Below are 22,495 nucleotides of genomic sequence, written 5' to 3'. Positions count from 1 at the left end.
ATCTGTGAATTGGCCGGCGCTCAGAGGTACGACGCGCGCGCCTTCAGCGCCGCCGGGTCGTAGCCGGCCACGCGCTTGTAGTGGTCGGAGATCGCCTGCAGCTCCTGCTGCGTGACGATCTCGTCGAGGTTCTCGACGCGCTGGCCGCCCGAACGCTCGAACACCTCGCGCAGGATGGTGTCGGGCGGGTTGCTGCGGTTGGTCAGCACCACGTCGGTGGTGGCCTTCACGCGCACGCGGTCGTAGGCCTCGAGCGCCGCGATGCCCACGCCTTCGCGCTTCATCGCACCGGCGAGAAAGCGTGCGTCGATGATCGCCTGGCCCGCGCCGTTGGAGCCGCGCGGCACCATCGGGTGCGCGGCATCGCCCAGCAGCGTGAGGCGTCCGTGGCTCCAGCGCGGCAGCGGGTCCTGGTCGACCATCGGGTACTCCAGGATGGTGTCGGAGGCCAGGATCAGCGCGGGCACGTCGAGCCAGTCGAAGTGCCAGTCGGCGAAGGCGGGCAGGAAGTCCTCTAGGCGGCCGGCGCGGCTCCAGTCGCGCATCGCGGGCTGGGGCGCGTGGATCTCGGCCACCCAGTTCACGAGCTGGCGGCCCTGGTCGTCGATGTCGTTGCGGATCGGGTAGATCACCATCTTGCCGACGGTGAGCCAGCCCGCGCGCACCATGCTGCCGCCCGAGAGAAAGGGCTTCCAGGCCGCCGTGCCTCGCCACATGTTGATGCCCGAATAGCGCGGCGCACCTTCGTTCGGATACAGCTGCTTGCGCAGTGCCGAGTGGATGCCGTCGCAGCCCACCGCGACCGCGCCGCGCACCGGCGTGCGGCCGTCGGCAAAGTGCACCGTCACGCCGTCGGCATCCTGTTCGACGCCGGTGCAGCGGTGGCCGCACTGCACGCTGTCGGGCCCCAGGCGCTTGCGCGTTTCGTTCAGCAGCACGGTCTGCAGGTCGCCGCGGTGGATCGAGTACTGCGGCCAGTCGTAGCCCGCGTGCTGGCCGGCGGGCTCGCGGAATACCAGCTGGCCGTGCTCGGTGAAGAAGACCGCCTCCTGCGTGCGCACGCCCACCGCGTCGAGCGCGTCGAGCAGGCCCAGCTCGGAGAGCTCGCGCACCGCATGCGGCAGCAGGTTGATGCCCACGCCGAGCGGGCGCAGCGCGGGCACGGCCTCGTACACGCGGCAGGCGATGCCGGCTTGGTGCAGGCTCAGGGCGAGGGTCAGGCCGCCGATGCCGGCGCCGAGAATGATGACTTCGTTAGGTGCGGTGCTCATGGGGTCCGTATTGGGACCGCAAACGAGACATATGGGAAATTTAGATGTGATATGGATTTATCATGAATCCTTATGAACCTGACCACGCGCCAGATGCGCGCCTTCCTGCAGGTGGCGCGCATCGGCAACTTCACCCGCGCGGCGGAGCAGGCGCACATCACCCAGGCCGGCCTGAGCATCCTGATCCGCGAGATGGAGAAGCAGCTCGGCTGCCGCCTGTTCGACCGCACCACGCGCATGGTGAGCCTCACGCCGGCCGGCCGGCGGCTGCTGCCGGTGGTGGAGCGGCTCGTCACCGACCTCGATGACGTGGCCGCCGAACTCGGCGCCGAGGGCGATGCGGCGCGCCAGACGCTGCGCATCGCGGCCACGCCGCTGGTGTCCTCGCACCTGCTGCCCTGGGTGTTCGCGAGCTTTCGCCAGGCGCATCCGCAGGTCGTGCTGCGCCTCTTCGACGCCGACCTGCGCGATGTGGAAGCGATGGTGGCCGCGGGCGAGGCCGACCTCGGCCTGGGCTTCTTCTTCAAGGCCGCGGCGGGGCTCGACCGCACGCCCGTGGGGCGCTTCGAGCTGATGCGCGTCACGCAGGCCGTGGCCGACGGCGAACCGGTCGGCACCGCGCCCTGGTCCGCGCTGCGCGGCGCCACGCTGATCGGCCTGCCGCCCGGCAACCCGATCCAGAAGGTCATCGAGCGCCAGCTCGGCGAGATCGGACTGGCCGACGCGCAACGGCCCGCCTTCAACTTCTTCGGCACGCTGATCTCGATGGTCGAGGCCGGCTTCGGCACCGCCGTGATGCCCACCTTCGCGCTCGCGGCCTGCCGCCGTCACCGCGTGAAGACCGACGTGCTGCTGAAGCCGCGCGTGGGCATGGACTTCTTTCGCCTGACCAAGCGCGGCACGCACGAGACCGAGGCGATGCGCGCCTTCAGCGAGACGCTGGCGAAGGCCTTGCCGGCGCTTTCTCGGTAGCCCTCAGACCATCGCGTTGTCGCCGCCCGGGATCTCGTGCGCCTTGATCTGGCGGCGCGTGAGCTTGTAGAGCGTGGACGACAGGAAGCCGTCCTGGTGGGTGTTCTTGGTCACGTTCACCACGAACTCGTCCTCGGGCGCCACGGCCTGCGCGCCCATGATCCAGCGCACGCTCTCGCGGTAGTTGTAGAGCACCTTGTCGCTGGCGTCGGCCAGCAGGGTCGACAGCGTGGCCATGGCGATGGCGTCGCCGTTGGTCGCGTGCTCGCGCACGAAGTCCAGGTGGCGGTGGCGCACGGGGATGTCGGACAGGTCGCTGATGAACATCAACGCGCCCTCGGTGGCGTCGTCGTGGCCCAGTTCGCGGGCCTTCAGCATGGCCTCGACCGCCTGCGCCTGCAGCGCGGGGCGCTGCGCCGCGGGCGTGGCGTCTTCCCAGGCCATGTCGTGGCAGAGGTAGCCCAGCTTGTAGGCCGCGACGCTGTTGCCGGCTTCGGCCGCCTGGCCGTAGCAGTGCATCGCCTGCTGCCGGTCCTTGGTGCCGTGCTCGCCGCCCGCGTGGAAGATGCCGAGCGTGAGCAGGCATGAGGTGTCGCCGGCGGCCAGCCCCATCTCCAGGATCTCGAAGGCTTCCTGGTTGCGAGGCACGCGCCACAGCGCGCGGGCCAGGTCGTCCCAGTTCTCGGTGCCGGCGTTGCGTTCGCGCGCGGCCGCCAGCCAGGCGTTGCCGGTCGCCGCGTTGGGCACGAAGCCGAAGGCGCCCTTCAGGCTGCAGTAGCCGTGCAGGATCAGCGCGGTGTTGCATTCGTAGGCGTTGGCACTGTTGCAGATGGCCTGGCCCAGCCAGTGGCCGCCGGGGTCCTGCTCCAGGGCGACGTGCACGGCCATGTTCATGGCGTAGTCGTCGTCGATGGGATGGTGGCTCTCGGCCTCGCGCAGGCAGGCCAGCGCTTCGGCGTGCTGGTCGAGCATGTAGTGGCTCACGGCCAGCCAGCGCAGGGTTTCCCAGCGGTGGTAAGGGTAGAGCGCCTCCTGGGCGCGCTGGCGCGTGGCGGCCATGCGCTGCTGGGCTTCGGCCGGGTCCTCGTCCTTGTCGACGCTGTTGCCCTGGTAGTCGTCGCGCCAGATCTCGTGGCGCAGCCGGTCTTTCTCGACCTCGCTCAGGTGGGCGCAGGCGGGCGAGGCGATGAAGGCGCGCACGCGCTCGTGGCTGCCGCCCCAGCGCGGCTGCTGGAACCAGACGCACTGGCGCATGAAGAAGAACAGCCGCGGGTGCACGTGCAGCGTGGCGTGGATCCAGTAGGACGTGCCGCTGATCACCTTGCGGCCCTGCACGGGCGAGGGCAGGGCGGTGGGCGCGGCCTCGGGGCAGGCGACGCGCTCGTCGTGCGCGAGGCCGGAGCGCGCGAGCTGCGTCAGCAGTTCTTCGCGTGTGGCCGCATCGTCGTCCAGCGAAAAGTCGTGCTGCAGCGGCTTGTCGGGCCAGCGGCCGCTGCGCACCAGCTCGGTCAGCCAGTCGGGTTCGTTGAAGGCCGAGGTGCTCTGCAGCAGCAGGGCGCAGGCGGTCCACATCGTGGGCGCGAGCGTGAGGGCCCGCAGGGCGGCCGCGGCGCAGCGCGTGGCGCAGGCATGGGCGCATTCCCAGCCGAGCGCCGTGACCGTGCTGGCCCAGCCCGAGCCGCGGTACTCGTAGGCCCAGTGGTACCAGTAGTGCGCTTCGCACAGCCAGGCGTGGGCCGATTGCGGGTTGGCGGCCTGCCACGCGGCCAGGCGGGCCAGCCCTTCGGCGCCGTCGGCGGTGCAGCCGGCCAGGTCGTCGGGCAAGGCGCCGTAGTAGCGCTCTTCCTCGTCGCGGTCTTGAAAGCTGGCGGCCAGCGCGTCGTCGAGCCGCTGGTCGAGTGCGGCGTAATCGCCGGCGCGCAGCAGGGCGTCGATGTCGCAGAGCTTCCAGCGCGCGGGCGCGGGAGGAATCACGGTCGCTGCGGCGGGGGGCGTGTGTGTGGTCATGGGCGGGGCTCGCGCGTCAGGCCGACGCGGCAGGGGCGAGAGTGACGGGTTGGGGATCGAAGATGCGGTAGCGCTTCCAGGGCAGCGTGAGCCAGTTGCCCTGGGTGTTCTGCAGGTGCTCCTGCACTTCCAGCGTGGCGCGCGACGAGGCGGGGCCGTCCTGGCTGCTGATGCGCAGCCAGTGCAGCCGGGCCCGCGCATAGGCGTGGCCGAAGTCTTCCCAGCTCTCGAAGCTGTCCTGCGCGCGCTGCGCATTGAGGAACAGCACCAGCCAGGCCTGCGACTCGGGCACCCAGCCCAGCAGCGCGATGCAGCGCACCAGGAAGGCGGTGCGCGCGCAGTCGAAGGCCAGCGCGTCGCGCACCTGGCCTTCGGCCGCGAGCTGTTCGTAGAAATTGGCGTGGGTGCGGCCGAGCCCGCCGACCCAGCCGACCAGCGCGGCCTGCATCTGCGTGGCGATGTCGCGCTCGGGCAGGTCGGCGGCCATGTTCATTTCGCGCAGCACCTGCTTGGCCAGCCGCTGGCGCTGCTCGGCGGGCACCTCGAGCGCCAGCGTGTCGCTGTCGCAGCGCAGGCCGTTGCGCAGCAGCAGGATGTCGCCGAGCGCCAGCGCCCAGCGGCGGCGGTTGGGCACCACCTTGCCGGCGTCGGCCTTGGCCTGCGCCGCGCGCACTGCAAGGTCGGCGTTGGCCTTTTCCATGTGGCCGATCGCCGTGCCCGAGCCGCGCACGACGATGCGGAATGCCGTGCGCACGACGAACCACGCGATGCGCACCGCCAGGTACAGCAGGCCCAGGAACACAACGATGACGATGGCCTGCGTCATGGCAATGCCGCTCCCAGCGGCGGCGCGCACACGGCGGCGCTCAGCGAGATGCCTTCGATCTCCAGCATCGCGGCGGGCGCCTGCGTGGGGGCCGCCTGCAGCGACGGCGGCAGCCGGTTCGCGGGCAGCGTCAGCCGGGCGGCGGCAGCCACCGCCACGTCCATCTGGCGCAGCCGCGCCAGCTCGTGCGGCGCGATGCGCAGCAGCAGCCATTGCAGCGCCGGCGGCGGCTGCTCGAAGTGCTCGATCAGGTGGAAGTTGCCACTCATCACGCTGAGCAGGAAGTCGGGGCTCTGAACGTCGGTGACGAACTTCCATTCGCCCCGGGCGGCGTCCGAGGCCTCGGGCTCGAACACCAGGCCCATGCCCTCGCAGTCGCTGTGGCGCTCGCCGCGCGGCGGCAGCGTGCGCAGGAACTGCAGCACGTCGTCCGCGTACTTGCGGATCGGGTGGCGGTTCTGCTTGCCCTTGATCTGGTCGACGCGCAGCCCGTCGGCGTGCACTTCGAGGCTGATGGTCACGTGCGGCAGGTTGCCCGCGCTGCGCAGCGTGAACAGGCGCAGCCGGCCGCTCTGCGCGGCGCTGGCGTACTGCTCGCCATAGCCGCCATTGAGCTTCTTGATGTTGGCGAACTGGCCCAGGCAGTGCTGCATGTGGAACGACTCGTAGGCCATCTCCTCGCGCAACGCCGCATGGCTGCCGATGAATTCGAAGATCACGCCGTTGGGCGTGCGCAGCACTTCCTTCAGCGCCAGGCCGCTGCTGGGCACCCAGCCCTTGTTGCGCTTGGCCTGCATGCGCTGGTGCTCCTGCTCCCACAGGGCCATGGCCATGAAGCAGGTGATGCGCTGCAGCTTCTGTTCGAGCCGCGTGCCGCGCCGCGAACGCAGGAACTCGACCAGCATGCGTTCGCGGTCGACCAGCAGCAGGTGGTCGGGATCGAGGTAGTAGAAAGTTTTCGGAGCGGCTTCGGCGGCGGGCGATTCGGCCTTGTTGCCCTTGGACTTTTCCTTGTCCTGTGCGGGCGCCGCGTTCACCGCGGCAGGCGCACGCGGCTGCAGCTGCTTCGCCAGCCACTCGGGCAGCGGCTTGTCGGGCCCGGCCGCGGCCAGGTAGTCGGCGGGCGACTGCACCGGCAGCACGTTGCCGAAGCTGCCGATGGCCCAGCGGAAGAAGTGGTTCAGCAGCCAGGCCGCCATGTCGGCGTCGTCGCCGCGCTCGGCGCTGCGGCGCGCGATCGCGGCCTTCACCTCGGGCGCGTTCACCACGTCGCGCGGCAGGTACACCGCCGTCGCCGCGGCCGTGGGCGGCGAGGACGGGTTCGTGGACGGAGACGGAGACGGGATCGGCATCGACGGGCGGGCGACTTACAGCGTGAAGTCGTACTCCACCGTGATCGGCGCGTGGTCGCTGAACTTGACCGTCTTGTAGATCGCCTCGGTGCGCGCCAGTGCGCCCATGGCCGGGGTCGCGAGGTGGTAGTCCAGCCGCCACCCCACGTTGTTCGCGTAGGCCTGGCCGCGGTTGCTCCACCAGGTGTAGGCGTCGCCTGTGGTGTCGGGCTTGAGGCGGCGGTACACGTCCACCAGGCCGGCGCCTTCGGTGCCGGCGTCGAGCAGGCGCGTCATCCAGGCGCGTTCCTCGGGCAGGAAGCCGCTGTTCTTCTGGTTGCCGCGCCAGTTCTTCAGGTCGATTTCCTGGTGCGCAATGTTGATGTCGCCGCACAGGATGAACTCGCGCTCTTTCTTCAGCGCCAGCAGGTGCGGGAAGAAGCCCTTCAGGAAGCGGAACTTGGCGGCCTGGCGCTCCTCGCCCGAGCTGCCGCTCGGGAAGTAGCAGCTGATGACCGAGAACTTGCGCTTGGGCGTGTCGAAGCGCAGCTCGAGGTAGCGGCCTTCGGCGTCGAATTCGGGATCACCCCAGCCCACCACCACGGCGCTGGGCGCATGCTTCGTGTAGATGGCGGTGCCCGCGTAGCCTTTTTTCTCGGCAAAGTGGAAGTGGCCCTGCAGGCCCGCCATCTGCTCGAAGCGGCCCTCGACATCGCTGGCCTGGACGCGGATCTCCTGCATGCAAATACAATCCGGCGCGAGTTCGGCCACCCAGTCGGCGACGCCCTTGGTGGCCGCCGAGCGCAGGCCATTGAGATTGAGACTGGTCAGTTTGAACACAAGGAATTTCCAATGGCTGTAGACGGTCAGACAAGCAGCGCGGTGGCACAGGACTTCGTCCAGTTCGCGCTCGACGCCGGCGTGCTTCGCTTCGGCGAATTCAAGACCAAGGCCGGTCGCATGAGCCCGTATTTCTTCAATTCGGGCCTCTTCGACGACGGCGCCAAGATCGCGCGGCTCGCCGGATTCTATGCAGACCGCCTGGTCGAAAGCGGCCTCGAGTTCGACATGATCTTCGGCCCCGCCTACAAGGGCATCCCGCTGGGCGCCACCGTGGCTGCCGAGCTGGCCCGGCGTGGGCGCAACTACCCCTTCGCCTACAACCGCAAGGAAGCCAAGGCGCACGGCGAAGGCGGCAATTTGGTGGGCGCGCCGCTGAAGGGCCGCGTGCTGATCGTCGACGACGTGATGTCGGCCGGCACCGCGGTGCGCGAATCGATCGCCGCGATCCAGGCCGCGGGCGCCACGCCGCATGCCGTGGCCATCGCCCTGGACCGGCAGGAAAAAGCCACCGAGAACGGCGTCGACGTGGACCACAGCGCCGTGCAGTACGTGCGCAACCAGCTCGGCCTCGCAGTGGTGCCCATCGCCACGCTGGACGACCTGCTGAGCTACCTCTCGGGCAACGCCGCCGCCGACCTCGGCGCGCACCGCGAGCGCGTGCTGGCCTACCGCACGCGCTACGGCGCCTGAGACGCAGCGCCGATGCGACGCCCCGCGCGCGAACCCTCTTCTGCTGCCGCCGTGGCGTCGCTGTGGCTGGGCCTGGCGGCCCTGTCGTCGTGCGCAACGGCGCTGGCCCAGCCCGCCAAGACGGACGGGCCCGGTGTCGGCATCTACACCTGCGTCGACGCGCGCGGGCGCACGCTCACGGCCGACCGGCCGATCGCCGAGTGCAGCGACCGCGAGCAGCGCGAACTGGGCCCGAGCGGCACGGTGCGCCGCAAGCTGGAGCCGACCTACACGGCGCGCGAGCAGCAGGAGCGCGAGGACCGCGCGCGCGAAGCCGCCATCCAGGCCGCACGGCTCATCGACGAGCGCCGCCGCGAGCGCGCGCTGCTGGTGCGCTACCCCAACGCCACCACGCACGACCGCGAGCGCGTCGAGGCCCTGTCGCAGATCGATGCGGTGATCCAGGCCGCGAAGAAGCGCCTCGTCGAGCTCGCCGACGACCGCAAGAAGATCGACGAGGAGCTCGAGTTCTACAAGCAGGACACGAGCAAGGCGCCCGGCGCCGTGCGCCGCCGCATCGAGGACAACACGCAGAGCGTGGCCGTGCAGAACCGCTTCATCACGGAGCAGGAAGACGAGAAGAAGCGCGTGAATGCGCGCTTCGACGAAGAGCGCGGGCGCCTGAAGACGCTCTGGTCGCCGCAGAACGGCGGCAACCCGCGCTGAACGAACCCGCCGGGGCCGGGCGCCCGCCCCCGGGGCTCGTTCGCGATCAGCCCAGCTTGGCTTTCAGCAGCTCGGTGACCTGCGCAGGGTTGGCCTTGCCCCCGCTGGCCTTCATGACCTGGCCCACGAGGCCGTTGAGCGCCTTTTCCTTGCCGCCGCGGTATTCCTCGACGTTCTTCGCGTTCTTGGCAATCACCTCGTCGAGGATCTTGTCGAGCGCGCCGGCGTCGTTCATCGGCTTCAGGTCCTTGGCTTCGATGATCGCGTCGACATCGCTGCCTTCGCCGCTCCACAGCGCTTCGAACACCTGGCGCGCGGCGTTGTTGGGCAGCGTGCCGTCGGCGATGCGCGTCACCAGCTGCGCGAGCTGCGTGGCCTTCACGGGCGCGGCCTCGATGCCGATCTCGGCGGCGTTCAGGCGGCGTGCCATCTCGCCGGTGATCCAGTTGCTGGCCAGCTTGGGCGCCGCGCCGGCGTTCACCGCGTCGTCGAAGTAGCGGGCCAGCGCCGCACCTTGCGTGAGCTGCGCGGCGTCGTATTCCGACAGGCCGTGGTCGCGCACATAGCGCTCGGCCGTGGCGCGCGGCAGCTCGGGCATGGTGGCGCGCACGCGCTCGATCCACTCGGCGGCCACCACGAGGGGCGGCAGGTCGGGGTCGGGGAAGTAGCGGTAGTCGGCCGCGTCTTCCTTGGTGCGCATGGTGCGCGTCTCGCCGGTGGCGGGGTCGAACAGCACGGTGGCCTGCTCGATGGCGCGGCCCTCTTCGAGCTCGTCGATCTGCGAGTTGATCTCGTAGTCGATCGCCTGCTGCATGAACTTGAAGCTGTTCAGGTTCTTGATCTCGCGGCGCGTGCCGAGCTTCTCGCCGGGCTTGCGCACCGACACGTTGGCGTCGCAGCGAAAGCTGCCTTCCTGCATGTTGCCGTCGCAGATGCCGATCCACGTGACGATCTTGTGCAGCTCTTTCGCATAGGCCACGGCCTCGGCGGTGGAGCGCATGTCGGGCTCGGTCACGATTTCCAGCAGCGGCGTGCCGGCGCGGTTCAGGTCGATGCCGCTCTGGCCGATGAAGTCTTCGTGCAGCGACTTGCCCGCGTCTTCCTCGAGGTGGGCGCGCACGAGGCGCACGGTCTTCTTTTCTTCACCGAGGAAGAACGACACCGCGCCGCCTTGCACCACCGGAATCTCGAACTGGCTGATCTGGTAGCCCTTGGGCAGGTCGGGGTAGAAGTAGTTCTTGCGTGCGAACACGCTGCGCGGCGCGATGTGCGAGCCCAGCGCCAGGCCCAGCTTGATGGCGCGTTCGACCGCGCCCTTGTTCATCACGGGCAGCGTGCCCGGCAGTGCCAGGTCGACCGCGCAGGCCTGCGTGTTGGGCTCGGCGCCGAAGGCGGTGGAGGCACGGCTGAAGATCTTGCTCGCGGTCGACAGTTGGGCGTGCGTCTCGAAGCCGATGATGACTTCATAGCCGCGCACCAGCGGGCCGGTCGGGCGGCCTTGTTGTTGTGCTTCGAATGTGTTCACGGTCTCGCTCATGTCAGAAGCCCTCCGGCGTGCGCGTGTGCCAGTCGGTGGCTTGCTGGAAGCGGTGCGCTGCGTTGAGCAGCTTCGCTTCGCCGAAGTAGTTGCCGATCAGCTGCAGGCCCACGGGCATGCCGCCGTCGAAGCCCGCGGGCACGCTCATGCCCGGAAGGCCTGCGAGCGATGCGGGCAGCGTGAAGATGTCGGCGAGGTAGTCGGCCACGGGGTCGTCGCCGTGTTCGCCGATCTTCCAGGCGGTGGTCGGCGCGGCGGGGCCGGCGATCACGTCGCACTGCGTCAGCGCCTGCTGGAAGTCGTCCGCGATCATGCGGCGCACCTTCTGCGCCTGCAGGTAGTAGGCGTCGTAGTAGCCGTGCGAGAGCACGTAGGTGCCGATCATGATGCGGCGCTTCACTTCGTCGCCGAAGCCTTCGGCGCGCGTGCGTTCGTACATCTCGGCCAGGTCCTTGTACTGCCTGGCGCGGTGGCCGAACTTGACGCCGTCGAAGCGGCTCAGGTTGCTCGAGGCTTCGGCCGCGGCCAGGATGTAGTACACGGGAATCGACAGCTCGGTGCGCGGCAGCGAGACCTCGACGCGCTTGGCGCCGAGCTTCTCGTACTGCGCGAGCGCCGCATCGATGGCGGCGCGCACGCCGGGCGCCACGCCGTCGCCGAAGAACTCCTTGGGCACGCCGATGCGCAGGCCTTCGAGCGAGTCGTTCAGTGAGCGGCCGAAGTCTTCGGCGGGCTTGTCGAGCGAGGTCGAGTCGCGGTCGAGGTCGGGGCCGCAGAAGGCCGACAGCAGCAGCGCGCAGTCTTCGGCCGAGCGGGCCATCGGGCCGGCCTGGTCGAGGCTCGATGCGAAGGCCACCATGCCGTAGCGCGAGGCGCGGCCATACGTGGGCTTGATGCCGGTGATGCCGCAGAACGAAGCGGGCTGGCGGATCGAGCCGCCGGTGTCGGTGCCGGTGGCCGCGGGGGCCAGGCGTGCCGCGACGGCCGCGGCGCTGGCGCCCGATGAGCCGCCCGGAATGCGTTCGAGGTTCCAGGGGTTGCGCACCGGCACGGCTTGGTCGTGGCCCACGGCGGGCACGGCGACGTTCTCGTTGGCCGAGCCCATCGCGAACTCGTCGCAGCTGAGCTTGCCGAGCGTGACCGCGCCGGCTTCGGCCAGGCGGCGCACCACGGTCGCGTCGAAGGGCGAGCGGTAGCCCGCGAGCATCTTCGAGCCGGCGGTGGTGGCGAAATCGGTGGTGACGAAGATGTCCTTGTGCGCAATGGGCACGCCGGCCAGCGCGGGCGCGTTGCCGGTGGCGATGAGCGCGTCGGCCGCGCGGGCCTGGGCCAGCGTGACTTCTTCGTTGACGTCGACGAAGGTGCCGAGCGATTCGTGGGCCTTCATGCGGCCCAAGAAGGCCTGCGAGGCTTCGACGGCCGAAACCTTGCGGTCGGCCAAGGCCTTCGCCAGCGCGACCACGCTCAATTGGTGCAGTTCACCGCTGCTCATTATTCGATCACCTTCGGCACGAGGAACAGGCCGGCTTCGACGGCCGGGGCGCTCTTCTGGTTGGCTTCGCGGTTGTTCGGCTCGCTCACGACGTCGTCGCGCAGGCGCAGCGTCACGTCTTCGAGCGCGGCCACGGGGTGCGCCAGCGGCTCGACGCCGGTGGTGTCGACCGCGCGCATGCGTTCGACCAGATCGAAGAAGCCGTTGATTTGAGTGAGCATGCGCTCGCTTTCATCTGGGGCAAGCTGCAGCCGCGCCAGCGAGGCGATGCGTGCAATATCGGAAGCGGAAAGAGACATAGATGGCTGACGGGTCGAAAAAACCGGAGGCAATCGCACGCCGAAGAGGGTGCCGACACGGGATTCAGAGGGGATTCGGTTATTATCCCGCCTTTGCCGCAACCCCCGCGAACGCGCCGGCTTTTGCGCCAAAAACGATCAATTCACCCCGTCAAACGACCCAAAAATAGAGCGACGACCTGCCGATGCGCAGGCCGTGCTCAGAGGATTCCGCACATGTTTGGAGCTTTCCGTCGGTACTTCTCCACCGACCTGGCGATCGACCTCGGCACCGCCAACACCCTGATCTTCGCCCGCAACAAGGGCATCGTGCTGGACGAGCCCTCCGTGGTCGCGATCCGCCACGAAGGCGGTCCCCATGGCAAGAAGGTGATCCAGGCCGTCGGCCGCGAAGCCAAGGCCATGCTGGGCAAGGTGCCCGGCAACATCGAGGCCATCCGCCCGATGAAGGACGGCGTCATTGCCGACTTCGTGATCACCGAGCAGATGATCAAGCAGTTCATCAAGATGGTGCACCCGCGCACGCTCCTCACGCCGAGCCCGCGCATCATCATCTGCGTGCCCTGCGGCTCGACCCAGGTCGAGCGCCGCGCCATCAAGGACGCGGCCGAAGCGGCCGGCGCCACCGCCGTCTACCTCATCGAAGAACCCATGGCCGCGGCCATCGGCGCCGGCCTGCCCGTCAGCGAAGCCTCGGGCTCGATGGTGGTCGACATCGGCGGCGGCACCACCGAAGTGGGCGTGATCTCGCTGGGCGGCATGGTCTACAAGGGCTCGGTCCGTGTGGGCGGCGACCGCTTCGACGAAGCCATCATCAACTACATCCGCCGCAACTACGGCATGCTGATCGGCGAGCCGACAGCCGAAGTCATCAAGAAGAACATCGGCTCGGCCTTCCCGGGCTCCGAAGTCAAGGAAATGGAAGTCAAGGGCCGCAACCTGTCCGAAGGCGTGCCGCGCAGCTTCACCATCAGCAGCAACGAAGTGCTGGAAGCCCTGACCGACCCCCTGAACAACATCGTCTCGGCCGTGAAGAACGCGCTGGAACAGACGCCTCCCGAACTGGGCGCCGACATCGCCGAGCGCGGCATGATGCTCACCGGCGGCGGCGCGCTGCTGCGCGACCTCGACCGCCTGCTCGCCGAGGAAACCGGCCTGCCGGTGCTCGTGGCCGAAGATCCGCTGACCTGCGTGGTGCGCGGCTGCGGCATCGCCCTGGAGCGCATGGACCGTCTGGGCAGCATCTTCACGAGCGAGTAAAAGGCGAAAGCCATCATCGGCCGGCCTCTGCTTGCGCAGGCCGGCTTTTTGTTATTTGATGCCGCACCACCGCCGGGTCTGACTACATGCCTCTGGGCACGCTCGATCGCACAGCGCCACCCCTGTTCAACCAGGGGCAATCGGCACTCAGCAAGCTGATCTTCTTCGGCGCGCTCTCGCTCTTCCTCATGGTCGCCGACGCCCGCTTTCACCTCGTGAAGCCGATCCGCTCGGCCATCGGCGCGGTGCTCTACCCGGTGCAGATGGCGGCGCTCAAGCCGGTCATGCTGGTGATGGGCGGCAGCCGCTACTTCGAAGAGCTGCAGACCGCGCAGCGCAACGAAGACGAGGCCCGCAAGGCCCTGATGCTGCAGGCCGAGACCGCCAGCCGCGCCGACACGCTCGCGCAAGACAACGCCCGCCTGCGCGAGCTGCTCGAGCTGCGCCAGACAACCACCACGCCGGGCCGCCCGGCCGAGGTGCTGTACGACGCGGCCGACCCCTACACGCGCAAGATCGTCATCGACCAGGGCCTCGCCCAAGGCGTGGCCGCCGGCTCGCCGGTGATCGACGCGCGCGGCGTGCTGGGGCAGGTGACGCAGGTGCTGCCCTTCACGAGCGAGGTCACGCTGGTGATCGACCGCGACCTGGCCATTCCCGTGCAGAACACCCGCACCGGCGTGCGCAGCGTGGCCTTCGGCGACGCCTCGGCGCACGGCGGCGGCATGGAGCTGCGCTTCATGGCCGCCAACGCCGACCTGCAGGAGGGCGACCTGCTGTCCACCAGCGGTGTCGACGGCATCTACCCGGCCGGCCTGCCGGTGGCGAAGATCGAGCGCATCGAGCGCCGTGCCGACTCGGCCTTCGCGCGCATCTACTGCGTGCCGCTGGCCCGCGTGACCGCGGCGCGCTACGTGCTGGTGCTCGAGCCCTCGGGCGCCCCGGTGGCGCCGCCGCACGTCGAGGCCGCGTCCACCCAGCGCAAGCGCCCCGAAGGCAAGCCGGGCGCCGGCAAGAACGAGAAGAAACCGGCGGGAGCCACGCGATGATCAAGCGCCCCGGCCAGCAGCAGCTCCTGCTGCCCGTCAGCCCCGTCTTCATGTGGACCAGCCTGCTCGTGGCACTGCTGGTCAACATGATCCCCATCGGCCGCGCCGCCTGGATGCCCGACCTGCTGGCGCTGGTGATCGTGTTCTGGGGCGTGCACCAGCCCGCGCGCGTGGGCATCGGCGCGGCCTTCATGTTCGGCCTGCTCATGGACGTGCACCAGTCGTCGATGCTGGGCCAGCATGCGCTGTCCTACACCACGCTGGGCTTCTTCGCGATCATGATCCACCGGCGCCTGCTGTGGTACCCGGTGCTCTCGCAGGCGCTGCAGGTGCTGCCGCTGTTTGCGTTGTCGCAGTTCATCGAGGTGATCACGCGCATGATCGGCGGCGGCGTGTTCCCGGGCTGGGGCGTGCTGGTCTCGCCGGCGCTCGAGGCGGCGCTGTGGCCGCTGGCCACCGCGCTGCTGCTGGCGCCCCAGCGCCGCACGCCCGAACCCGACGAGAACCGCCCCCTCTAGTCATGGTGCCCCCCGGCTTTTCACTTCGCTTCGCTGCGTGTAACTCCACCCCCCGAGGGGGAGGCGCGGCCCGCCTTGGGGCGGCCCGGCGGCGGCCGCCCGTCGCATTTGCCATCGCACCTGCGCACGCCTAAGCTTCCTGACGCCATGACCGAAATCCGCAACGTTGCCGCCGACCTGGCGCGCTTCAAGCGCCGCGTGATCGTCATCGGCCTGGCGGTGCTGTTCGCCTTCAGCCTGCTGGGCTCGCGGCTGGTCTACCTGCAGGTCGTGCGCCATGCCGACCTGGCCGAGCAGGCCGAGAGCAACCGCACGGCCGTGGTGCCGGTGGTGCCGAACCGGGGGCTCATCCTCGACCGCAACGGCATCGTGCTGGCCTCCAACTACTCGGCCTACACGTTGGAGATCACGCCCTCGAAGGTCGGCGACGTCGAGGAGACCATCAACAGCCTGACCAGCGTGCTCGAGGTGTCGCCGCGCGACCGCCGCCGCTTCAAGCGCCTGCGCGAAGACTCGCGCAGCTTCGACTCCATTCCGATCCGCACCCGCCTGAGCGACGAGGAAGTGGCGCGCTTCGCGGCGCAGCGCTACCGCTTCCCGGGCGTGGAGATCAAGGCGCGCCTGTTCCGCAACTACCCGCAGGGCGAGCTGGCCTCGCACGTGCTGGGCTACATCGGCCGCATCAACCAGCGCGAAAAAACCGCGATGGAAGACTGGGACGAGGAAGACCAGGCCAACTACAAAGGCACCGACTACATCGGCAAGCTGGGCATCGAGCAGAGCTACGAGAAGATGCTGCACGGCCAGACCGGCGTCGAGCAGATGGAAACCTCCGCCGGCGGGCGCGCCGTGCGCCGGCTCGCGAGCCACCCGGCCACGCCGGGCAACACCGTCATGCTGTCGCTGGACATCAAGCTGCAGAAGCTGGTGGAAGACATGTACGGCGACCGGCGCGGTGCGCTCGTGGCCATCGACCCGAAGACCGGCGAGGTGCTGGCCTTCGTGAGCAAGCCCACATTCGACCCCAACCTCTTCGTCGAGGGCATCGACACCGAGAGCTGGCAGGCGCTCACCGAATCGATCGACAAGCCGCTGCTCAACCGCGCGCTGCGCGGCACCTACCCGCCGGGCTCCACCTACAAGCCCTTCATGGCGCTGGCGGCGCTGCAGACCGGCAAGCGTGCCGCGAGCGTGGTGGTGAACGACCCCGGCTACTTCAACTTCGGCGGCCACCGCTTCGGCAGCCCCGAGGGCTACCTGGGCGGCGTCGACATGCGCCGCTCGATCCAGGTGTCGAGCAACATCTACTACTACTCGCTGGCCAACGAGATGGGCGTGGACCTGATCCACGACTTCATGAAGCCGATGGGCTTCGGCCAGATCACCGGCATCGACCTGGGTGGCGAGGTGCGCGGCGTGCTGCCCAGCACCGAGTGGAAGCGCAACGCCTACAAGCGGCCCGAGCAGAAGAAGTGGTACGCGGGCGAGACCATCTCGCTGGGCATCGGCCAGGGCTACAACGCCTTCACCATGCTGCAGCTGGCGCAGGCCACGGCCATCGTGGCCGACGGCGGCATGAAGCACCGGCCGCACCTGGCGCTGGCGATGCGCAACACAGTCAGCGGGCAGGTCGTGCCGCTGCCCCAGCCGCCGGCCGAGAACCTGGGCTACACGGCGGCCAACGTGGCGGTGATCCGCGAGGGCCTGACCAGCGTGGTCACCAGCGGCACCGCGCGCGGCGTGTTCGCGGGCGCGGGCTACCAAGCGGCCGGCAAGACCGGCACGGCGCAGGCCGTGACGCAGGCCAAGAACACCAAGTACAACGCGCGCGCGCTCGAAGAACACCAGCGCGACCACGCGCTGTTCATGGCCTACGCACCGGCCAACAACCCGAAGATCGCGCTCGCCGTCATCGTCGAGAACGCCGGCTGGGGCGCGGGCGCTGCGGCGCCTTTGGCGCGCCGCGTGTTCGACTACTGGCTCATGGACCAGTACCCGAGCGAGGCCGACATGGCCGCCGTGCGCATCGGCCGCGCGGGCGCGCCGATGGGCAAGCCGCGCGTGGCCAGCGAGGTGGCCTGGCCCGCGGCGGCCGCGGTGCCGGCACCGGCGGGCGCGGCATCGTCGGCAGCGCCGACGCCCTGACAGGCGCGCCCTCTGGGCGCACCGCAGCTCAGGCCAGGATCAGACCAGGATCAGACCACCGTCCCGGCGACTTCACCCAGGCCGATGCGCACCGCGCCTTCGCGCTCGCACCAGCCGCGCATCACCAGCGTGTCGCCGTCTTCCAGGAAGGTGCGCTTCTCGCCGTTCGGCAGCGTGATGGGCTGCTTGCCGCCCAGCGTGAGTTCCATCAGCGAGCCGGCCTGGTCGGGCTGCGGGCCCGACAGCGTGCCCGAGCCCAGCAGGTCGCCGGGCTGCAGGTTGCAGCCGTTCACCGTGTGGTGCGTGATGAGCTGCGCGGCGGTCCAGTAGGCGGCCTCGGTGGTGTTGCCCAGCGTGAGGCGCACGGGCGCGACGCCGTCGGCGCGCATCTTCGCGGTCTGCAGCAGCACTTCGAGCGTGATGTCGAGCGCGCCGCTGGCGCGGTTCGACGGGGCGTCGAGGTAGGGCAGCGGCTGCGGGTCTTCGGCGGGGCGCTCGAACTTCGCGCGGAACGGCGCCAGCGCTTCGGTCGTCACGATCCAGGGCGACAGCGTGCTCGCGAAGTTCTTCGCGAGGAACGGGCCCAGCGGCTGGTATTCCCAGGCCTGCAGGTCGCGCGCCGACCAGTCGTTGAGCAGGGTCACGCCGAACAGGTGGTCTTCGGCGTCGCCGATGGCGATGGGTTCGCCCAGTGCATTGCCGCGGCCCACGAGGAAGCCCAGCTCCAGTTCGTAGTCCAGCCGCTTCGAGGGGCCGAAGCTCGGCGCCACCGCGTCGGGTGCCTTGGTCTGGCCCTGCGGGCGCTTGAAGACTTGGCCGCTCACGCCGATCGACGAGGCGCGGCCGTGGTAGCCGATGGGCACCCACTTGTAGTTGGGCATCAGCGGCTGGTCGGGACGGAACAGCTTGCCGATGGTGGTGGCGTGGTGGATGCCCGTGTAGAAGTCGGTGTAGTCGCCGATGCGGCAGGGCACGGTCATCTCGGCCTGGTCCTGCGCCAGCAGCGCCTTCGACCACGCGGCCTGCTGTCCGCTGCCTTCGGCCAGGCCGGTGGAGATCGCGGCGCGCAGCGCCTGGCGGTCTTTCACCGAGGCGTTCATCAGCACGTTCATGTCGTCGGTGTCGATGAGTCCGGTGGCGCGCAGGTCGAGGATCTGGTCGCCGATGGCCACGCCGATGCGGAAGGCCTCGCTGCTGCCGGCCGTGCGGAAGCGGCCGAAGGGCAGGTTCTGGATCGGGAAGTCGGTGCCGGCCACGTTGGCGGCGGCGACCCAGCTGCGCAGCTTCGGGTCGTGGGTGGCGTTGAGTGCGGTCATGGAGGTCTTTCGGTTCTTGAATCGGATCAGTCTGCGGTCATGCCGGCCTTCTTGGCCACATCGCCCAGGCGCTTGTATTCGGTGTCGGTGAGCGTGGTGAGCTCCTGCGCGCTCGAGCCGCGCGGCGAGAAGCCGGCCTGCTGCAGCTTGGCTTTCACGTCGGGCATCGCGAGTGCTTCGACGAACGCTTCGTTCAGCGCCTTCACGATCGGTGCCGGCAGCTTCGCTGGCCCGTACACGCCGAACCATGGCTCCAGCGCATAGCCCTTGAGGCCCGCTTCGGCCATCGTCGGCACGTCGGGCAGCGAGGGCGAGCGCGTGGCGCCCGCCACCGCCAGCGCGCGCAGCTTGCCGGCCTGGATGTGCGGCAGCGACGCCGGCAGGTTGTCGAACATCACGCCGATGGTGTTGCCCAGCATGTCGGTGATGGCCGGGCCGCTGCCCTTGTAGGCGACGTGCGTGAGCTCGGTGCCGGTCATCTGCGCGAACATCACGCCGGCCAGGTTCATCGAGGTGCCCGCGCCCGCGGTGGCGTAGGGCAGGCCGGGGTTCTTCTTCGCGGCGGCGATGAGCTCGGGCACGGTCTTGATGGTCGAGGTGGCGGGCACTTCGAGCACGATGGTCGACATGCCCAGCAGGCTGATGGCCGTGAAGTCCTTGCGCGGGTCGAAGGCCATCGACTTGTAGATGTGCGGGTTCAGCGCGTTGGTCGAGATGGCGCCGAAGCCGATCGTGTAGCCGTCGGGCGCGGCCTTGGCCACGGCGTCCATGCCGATGTTGCCGCCCGCGCCGCCGCGGTTGTCGATGAGCACCGGCTGGCCCAGCTTCTCCGACACCTTCTGGCCCACGGTGCGCGCCACCAGGTCGGTGGTGCCGCCGGCCGTGTAGGGCACGATGAACTTGATGGGCTTGGACGGAAAGTCGGCCGCGTGCGCCAGCAGGGGCGCGGCCAGCAGCGCGAGGGCCGCAGCGCGGCGGGTGAGGGTGAGAGCGTGCGTCATGCCTTGAACTGGTCCTTCAAGCCGGCCCAGCAGTCGGTGTAGTCGGTGTCGAGCGCCGGGCTTTGCAGCGCGAAGTTCGTCGGGATGAAACGGTAGCGGCTCTCGAACATGAAGGCCAGCGTGTTGTCCAGCTTGTGCGGCTTGAGGTCGGCATGCGTGGCCTTGTCGAAGGCTTCCTCGTCGGGGCCGTGCGGCACCATGCAGTTGTGCAGGCTCGCACCGCCGGGCTTGAAGCCGCCCGGCTTGGCGTCGTACTCGCCCAGCACCAGGCCCATGAATTCGCTCATGAGGTTGCGGTGGAACCATGGCGGACGGAAGGTGTTTTCCATCACCATCCAGCGCGGCGGGAAGATCACGAAGTCGCAGTTGGCCGTGCCGGGCGTGTCGCTGGGCGAGGTCAGCACGGTGAAGATCGAGGGATCGGGATGGTCGAAGCTGATCGAGCCGATGACCATGAAGTTGGCCGTGTCGTACTTCACCGGCGCGAGGTTGCCGTGCCAGGCGACCACGTTGAAGGGCGACTGCTTCGTCGGCGCGGTCCAGAAGCGGCCGCCGAATTTCTTCACCAGCTCGTAGGCGCCGCCGTCTGCCTCGAAGGCCGCCACGGGCGCCTGGAAATCGCGCGCGTTGGCCAGACCGTTCGAGCCGATGGGGCCGAGCTCGGGCAGGCGGAAGTGCGCGCCGTAGTTCTCGCACACGTAGCCGCGCGAGAGGCCGTCGGGCAAAGCCACCTTGAAGGCCATGCCGCGTGGCAGCACCACGATTTCGCCGGGCTTGACGTCGAGCACGCCCAGTTCGGTCGTGACGACGAGGCGGCCCTGTTGGGGCATCACCAGCATCTCGCCGTCGGCGTTGACGAAGGCGCGCTTGTCCATCGAACGGCCCGCCATGTACATCAGCGAGCCGATGCCGACCTGCGACTCGGCGTCGCCGTTGGCGGCCAGCGTGTGCATGCCGTCGATGAAGTCGACGTCGGCCGCGCCGTCCAGCGGCAGCGGGCCCCAGCGCATCGGCTCGGGCGGCAGCGCGATCTCGCGGTCGGCGCCGGTGGTCCAGTGCGCCTGTGCGTAGGGCTGGTAGCGGCCCGACACCACCGAGGGCTGGCGGCGGTACAGCCAGGTGCGGCGGTTCTCGTGGCGCGGCGCCGTGAAGGCGGTGCCCGAGAGCAGCTCGGTGTACAGGTCGAAGGGGCCGCGCTGCGGGTTGTTGCGGCCTTGGGGCAGCGCACCGGGCACGGCCTCGGAGGCGTACTCGTTGCCGAAGCCGCTCTGGTAGCGCCGTTCGGAGGCGGGTGTTGCTTGGGTCATGGGCTTGTCTTTCGAAAGTCGCGATGAGGTGAGAACGTGCGGCCGTTCAGCCGGCGCGCGCCGCGTCGAAGGCTTCGCGCAGCACGGCCAGCGAGCCGACGTGGTTGGCCAGCACGAGCACGAGCCGTGCGTTGAAGGCGTGGCTTTCTTCGGTGGAAAGCCCCTGGTGGGCCTCGATGAGCGCCTCGTAGAAATCGTCGGGCGCTTCGAGGTTCGGCGTGGTGATCAGTTGCGGTTGCATCGGGGTCATGCCTTTGCCAGTGCGTGGTCGAGGGCCGCGCGAAGGTTCGCTGCCGTGGGCTGCCGCCAGCGCGCGCACACGTGCTGGTCGGGCCGCAGCAGGTAGACGGTGCCGGGCTGCGCGTCGTAGCGCTGCGTGGCGAGTTCGGCGTCGGCGCCGGTGCCTTCCACGCGCACGACGTGCAGCGCGAGGTCGCTGCTTTTCAGCGCCTGCAGGCTGCGCTCGGCGGCGTCGCCGGTGCCGAACACCAGCGCGGTGAAGCGCGCCACATGGCATTCGCGCAGCAGCCAGCCGGTGCTGCCGTCGGCGCGCCGCACGGGCGCGTCGGCCGCGGCGGCGCCGGGCACCATCGCGCCGGCGAAGGTGTCGGCGTCGGGCGTGTTGAGCGGCGAGTCGCGCAGCACCGTGGCCACCGACAGCCGCCCGCTGTTGACCAGCGAGCGCGCGAAGGCGTGGCGCTTGGTCAGCTCGAGCACCGCGTCGCGGAAGAGGCGGCTCACCTCGCTCTTGGGCGTGATGAAGTCGGTGGCGCGCGTGGAGTTGCGGATGTTCTCGTCGGCCGCGAATTCGCGTTCGCTGGCATAGCTGTCGAGCAGCGCGTCGGGCGCGTCGCCGGCCAGCACGGCCGCGAGCTTCCAGGCGAGGTTGTCGGCGTCCTGCACGCCCGAGTTGGCGCCGCGCGCACCGAAGGGCGACACGCCGTGCGCCGAGTCGCCCGCGAACAGCACGCGGCCGTGGCGGAAGCGCTCCATGCGCTGGCAGGCGAAGGTGTAGACGCTGGCCCAGCCGATCTGGAACTGCACGCCTTCGAAGCCGATGCTGTCCAGCAGCGCGCGCACGCGCGGCGTGATGCGCTCGGGCTTGCGCTCTTCCACCGGGTCGGCGTCCCAGCCGAGCTGGAAGTCGACGCGCCACATGCCGTCGGCCTGCTTGTGCAGCAGCACGCTCTGGCCGGGGTGGAACGAGGGGTCGAACCAGAAGCGGCGCTCGGTGGGCAGCTGCGCGTCCATCGTGATGTCGGCGATCAGGAAGCGGTCGCGGAACACGCGGCCCTTGGCTTCCTGCCCCAGCATCTGGCGCAGGTTGGAGCGCGAGCCGTCGCAGGCGGCGACGTAGCCGGCCTGCAGGCGGTACTCGCCCTCGGGCGTTTCCACGGTCAGCACCGCGCCGTCGTCGCCCTGCTCGATGCCGGTGACCTTGTTGTTCCAGCGCAGGTCGATCAGCGGCAGCGCCGCGGCGCGTTCGACGAGGTAGCCCTCGACGTAGTACTGCTGCAGGTTGATGAAGGCCGGGCGCTCGTGACCGGGCTCGGGCAGCAGGTCGAAGCGGTAGACCTGCTCGTCGTGGAAGAACACCTTGCCGACGTTCCACGACACGCCCTTGTCCACCATGCGGTCGCCGCAGCCGAGGCGGTCGAACACCTCGAGCGTGCGCTTGGCGAAGCAGATCGCGCGCGATCCGCTGGACAGGCTGTTGTCGTTGTCGAGCAGCACCACGGGAACCTGCCGCAGGGCGAGGTCGATGGCGAGCGTGAGGCCCACCGGGCCGGCGCCCACGACCACCACGGGGTGGTGGGCGGGCGCGGCGGCGTCCTGGTCGGCGTGGCGGGTGTAGTCGAAGCGCAGGCTTTGATAGTCGATCACGTGATGTCTCCGTGTCCTTGTCGTTTCCGTCGCCTTCCCCGC

20 protein-coding genes are annotated in these 22,495 nt (G+C 69.4%); 7 read left to right on the top strand and 13 right to left on the bottom strand.

Annotated features, from left to right (window positions below):
• Window positions 1-20 precede the first annotated feature (20 nt).
• Window positions 21-1,271 (bottom strand): flavin-dependent oxidoreductase, encoded by a 1,251-nt coding sequence (locus tag AC07Y4_RS18270; RefSeq protein WP_487848845.1) that lies wholly within the window; start codon window positions 1,269-1,271, stop codon window positions 21-23.
• A gap of 72 nt (window positions 1,272-1,343) precedes the next feature.
• Here AC07Y4_RS18270 and AC07Y4_RS18265 point away from each other — a divergent pair, with 72 nt between their 5' ends.
• Complete coding sequence (locus tag AC07Y4_RS18265) at window positions 1,344-2,243, top strand: LysR family transcriptional regulator (protein WP_487848844.1); 900 nt, start codon at window positions 1,344-1,346, stop codon at window positions 2,241-2,243.
• Between the two features lie 3 nt (window positions 2,244-2,246).
• Here the strand turns inward: AC07Y4_RS18265 and AC07Y4_RS18260 are convergent, their stop codons facing one another.
• Genes AC07Y4_RS18260 through AC07Y4_RS18245 form a run of 4 tightly spaced genes read right to left on the bottom strand, consistent with a single transcriptional unit; the run spans window position 2,247 to window position 7,247 of the window.
• Complete coding sequence (locus AC07Y4_RS18260; RefSeq protein ID WP_487848843.1) at window positions 2,247-4,250, bottom strand: DUF4034 domain-containing protein; 2,004 nt, start codon at window positions 4,248-4,250, stop codon at window positions 2,247-2,249.
• A 16-nt stretch (window positions 4,251-4,266) separates the two neighbouring features.
• On the bottom strand, window positions 4,267-5,076 hold the full coding sequence (locus tag AC07Y4_RS18255; protein ID WP_487848842.1) for a DUF1266 domain-containing protein: 810 nt from the start codon (window positions 5,074-5,076) through the stop codon (window positions 4,267-4,269).
• Window positions 5,073-6,428 carry a hypothetical protein gene (locus tag AC07Y4_RS18250; protein WP_487848841.1) on the bottom strand — a complete coding sequence of 452 codons (1,356 nt, stop codon included), beginning with the start codon at window positions 6,426-6,428 and terminating at the stop codon, window positions 5,073-5,075. The genes AC07Y4_RS18255 and AC07Y4_RS18250 overlap by 4 nt, the downstream gene beginning before the upstream one ends.
• Before the next feature lie 15 nt (window positions 6,429-6,443).
• On the bottom strand, window positions 6,444-7,247 hold the full coding sequence (locus AC07Y4_RS18245; RefSeq protein ID WP_062472711.1) for an exodeoxyribonuclease III: 804 nt from the start codon (window positions 7,245-7,247) through the stop codon (window positions 6,444-6,446).
• A 12-nt stretch (window positions 7,248-7,259) separates the two neighbouring features.
• Here AC07Y4_RS18245 and pyrE point away from each other — a divergent pair, with 12 nt between their 5' ends.
• Window positions 7,260-7,940 carry an orotate phosphoribosyltransferase gene (gene pyrE / locus AC07Y4_RS18240; RefSeq protein WP_056583914.1) on the top strand — a complete coding sequence of 227 codons (681 nt, stop codon included), beginning with the start codon at window positions 7,260-7,262 and terminating at the stop codon, window positions 7,938-7,940.
• Between the two features lie 12 nt (window positions 7,941-7,952).
• Window positions 7,953-8,645 (top strand): DUF4124 domain-containing protein, encoded by a 693-nt coding sequence (locus tag AC07Y4_RS18235; RefSeq protein WP_487848840.1) that lies wholly within the window; start codon window positions 7,953-7,955, stop codon window positions 8,643-8,645.
• 46 nt (window positions 8,646-8,691) lie between these two features.
• On the opposite strand, the gene gatB is transcribed toward AC07Y4_RS18235, so the two are convergent.
• From gatB to gatC, 3 genes are read right to left on the bottom strand one after another with little or no spacing between them, the layout of a single operon-like run.
• On the bottom strand, window positions 8,692-10,182 hold the full coding sequence (gene gatB, locus AC07Y4_RS18230) for an Asp-tRNA(Asn)/Glu-tRNA(Gln) amidotransferase subunit GatB (protein ID WP_495274883.1): 1,491 nt from the start codon (window positions 10,180-10,182) through the stop codon (window positions 8,692-8,694).
• 1 nt (window position 10,183) lies between these two features.
• Window positions 10,184-11,674, bottom strand: coding sequence for an Asp-tRNA(Asn)/Glu-tRNA(Gln) amidotransferase subunit GatA (gene gatA / locus AC07Y4_RS18225; RefSeq protein ID WP_487848839.1), 1,491 nt, complete (start codon window positions 11,672-11,674; stop codon window positions 10,184-10,186).
• Window positions 11,674-11,973: an Asp-tRNA(Asn)/Glu-tRNA(Gln) amidotransferase subunit GatC gene (gatC, locus tag AC07Y4_RS18220; RefSeq protein WP_056583926.1), complete on the bottom strand. Its 300-nt coding sequence runs from the start codon at window positions 11,971-11,973 to the stop codon at window positions 11,674-11,676. Before gatC ends, gatA begins: the two co-directional genes overlap by 1 nt.
• A gap of 216 nt (window positions 11,974-12,189) precedes the next feature.
• On the opposite strand from gatC, the gene AC07Y4_RS18215 reads away from it, so the two are divergent.
• The 4 genes from AC07Y4_RS18215 to mrdA all read left to right on the top strand — a co-directional run bounded on the left by AC07Y4_RS18215 (window position 12,190) and on the right by mrdA (window position 16,945).
• A complete protein-coding gene (locus tag AC07Y4_RS18215; RefSeq protein WP_056583929.1) occupies window positions 12,190-13,233 on the top strand; it encodes a rod shape-determining protein in 1,044 nt (347 codons plus the stop codon).
• Window positions 13,234-13,319: 86 nt separating this feature from the next.
• Window positions 13,320-14,282, top strand: a complete 963-nt coding sequence (gene mreC / locus AC07Y4_RS18210) for a rod shape-determining protein MreC (RefSeq protein ID WP_095743224.1) — start codon at window positions 13,320-13,322, stop codon at window positions 14,280-14,282.
• Entirely contained in the window at window positions 14,279-14,800 is a 522-nt protein-coding gene (gene mreD, locus AC07Y4_RS18205; protein ID WP_062472721.1) for a rod shape-determining protein MreD, read from the top strand. The genes mreC and mreD overlap by 4 nt, the downstream gene beginning before the upstream one ends.
• A gap of 147 nt (window positions 14,801-14,947) precedes the next feature.
• Window positions 14,948-16,945: a penicillin-binding protein 2 gene (gene mrdA, locus AC07Y4_RS18200; protein WP_062472723.1), complete on the top strand. Its 1,998-nt coding sequence runs from the start codon at window positions 14,948-14,950 to the stop codon at window positions 16,943-16,945.
• 50 nt (window positions 16,946-16,995) lie between these two features.
• On the opposite strand, the gene fahA is transcribed toward mrdA, so the two are convergent.
• The 5 genes from fahA to AC07Y4_RS18175 are packed head-to-tail and all read right to left on the bottom strand — an operon-like array spanning window position 16,996 to window position 22,453.
• Window positions 16,996-18,261, bottom strand: coding sequence for a fumarylacetoacetase (fahA, locus tag AC07Y4_RS18195; protein WP_487848838.1), 1,266 nt, complete (start codon window positions 18,259-18,261; stop codon window positions 16,996-16,998).
• Between the two features lie 26 nt (window positions 18,262-18,287).
• The gene (locus tag AC07Y4_RS18190) at window positions 18,288-19,262 is read right to left on the bottom strand and encodes a Bug family tripartite tricarboxylate transporter substrate binding protein (protein ID WP_487848837.1); all 975 of its coding nucleotides are present in this window, start codon (window positions 19,260-19,262) and stop codon (window positions 18,288-18,290) included.
• Window positions 19,259-20,569 (bottom strand): homogentisate 1,2-dioxygenase, encoded by a 1,311-nt coding sequence (hmgA, locus tag AC07Y4_RS18185; RefSeq protein ID WP_487848836.1) that lies wholly within the window; start codon window positions 20,567-20,569, stop codon window positions 19,259-19,261. Before hmgA ends, AC07Y4_RS18190 begins: the two co-directional genes overlap by 4 nt.
• 46 nt (window positions 20,570-20,615) lie before the next feature.
• A complete protein-coding gene (locus AC07Y4_RS18180; protein ID WP_062472729.1) occupies window positions 20,616-20,810 on the bottom strand; it encodes a DUF2783 domain-containing protein in 195 nt (64 codons plus the stop codon).
• 5 nt (window positions 20,811-20,815) lie between these two features.
• On the bottom strand, window positions 20,816-22,453 hold the full coding sequence (locus tag AC07Y4_RS18175) for an FAD-dependent oxidoreductase (RefSeq protein ID WP_487848835.1): 1,638 nt from the start codon (window positions 22,451-22,453) through the stop codon (window positions 20,816-20,818).
• Window positions 22,454-22,495 lie beyond the last annotated feature (42 nt).

The organism is Variovorax sp. GW460-12-1-14-LB1 (assembly GCF_059423605.1).
The sequence above is the reverse complement of the archived record's forward strand: the minus strand, read 5'-3'. Positions and strand labels throughout refer to the sequence as shown.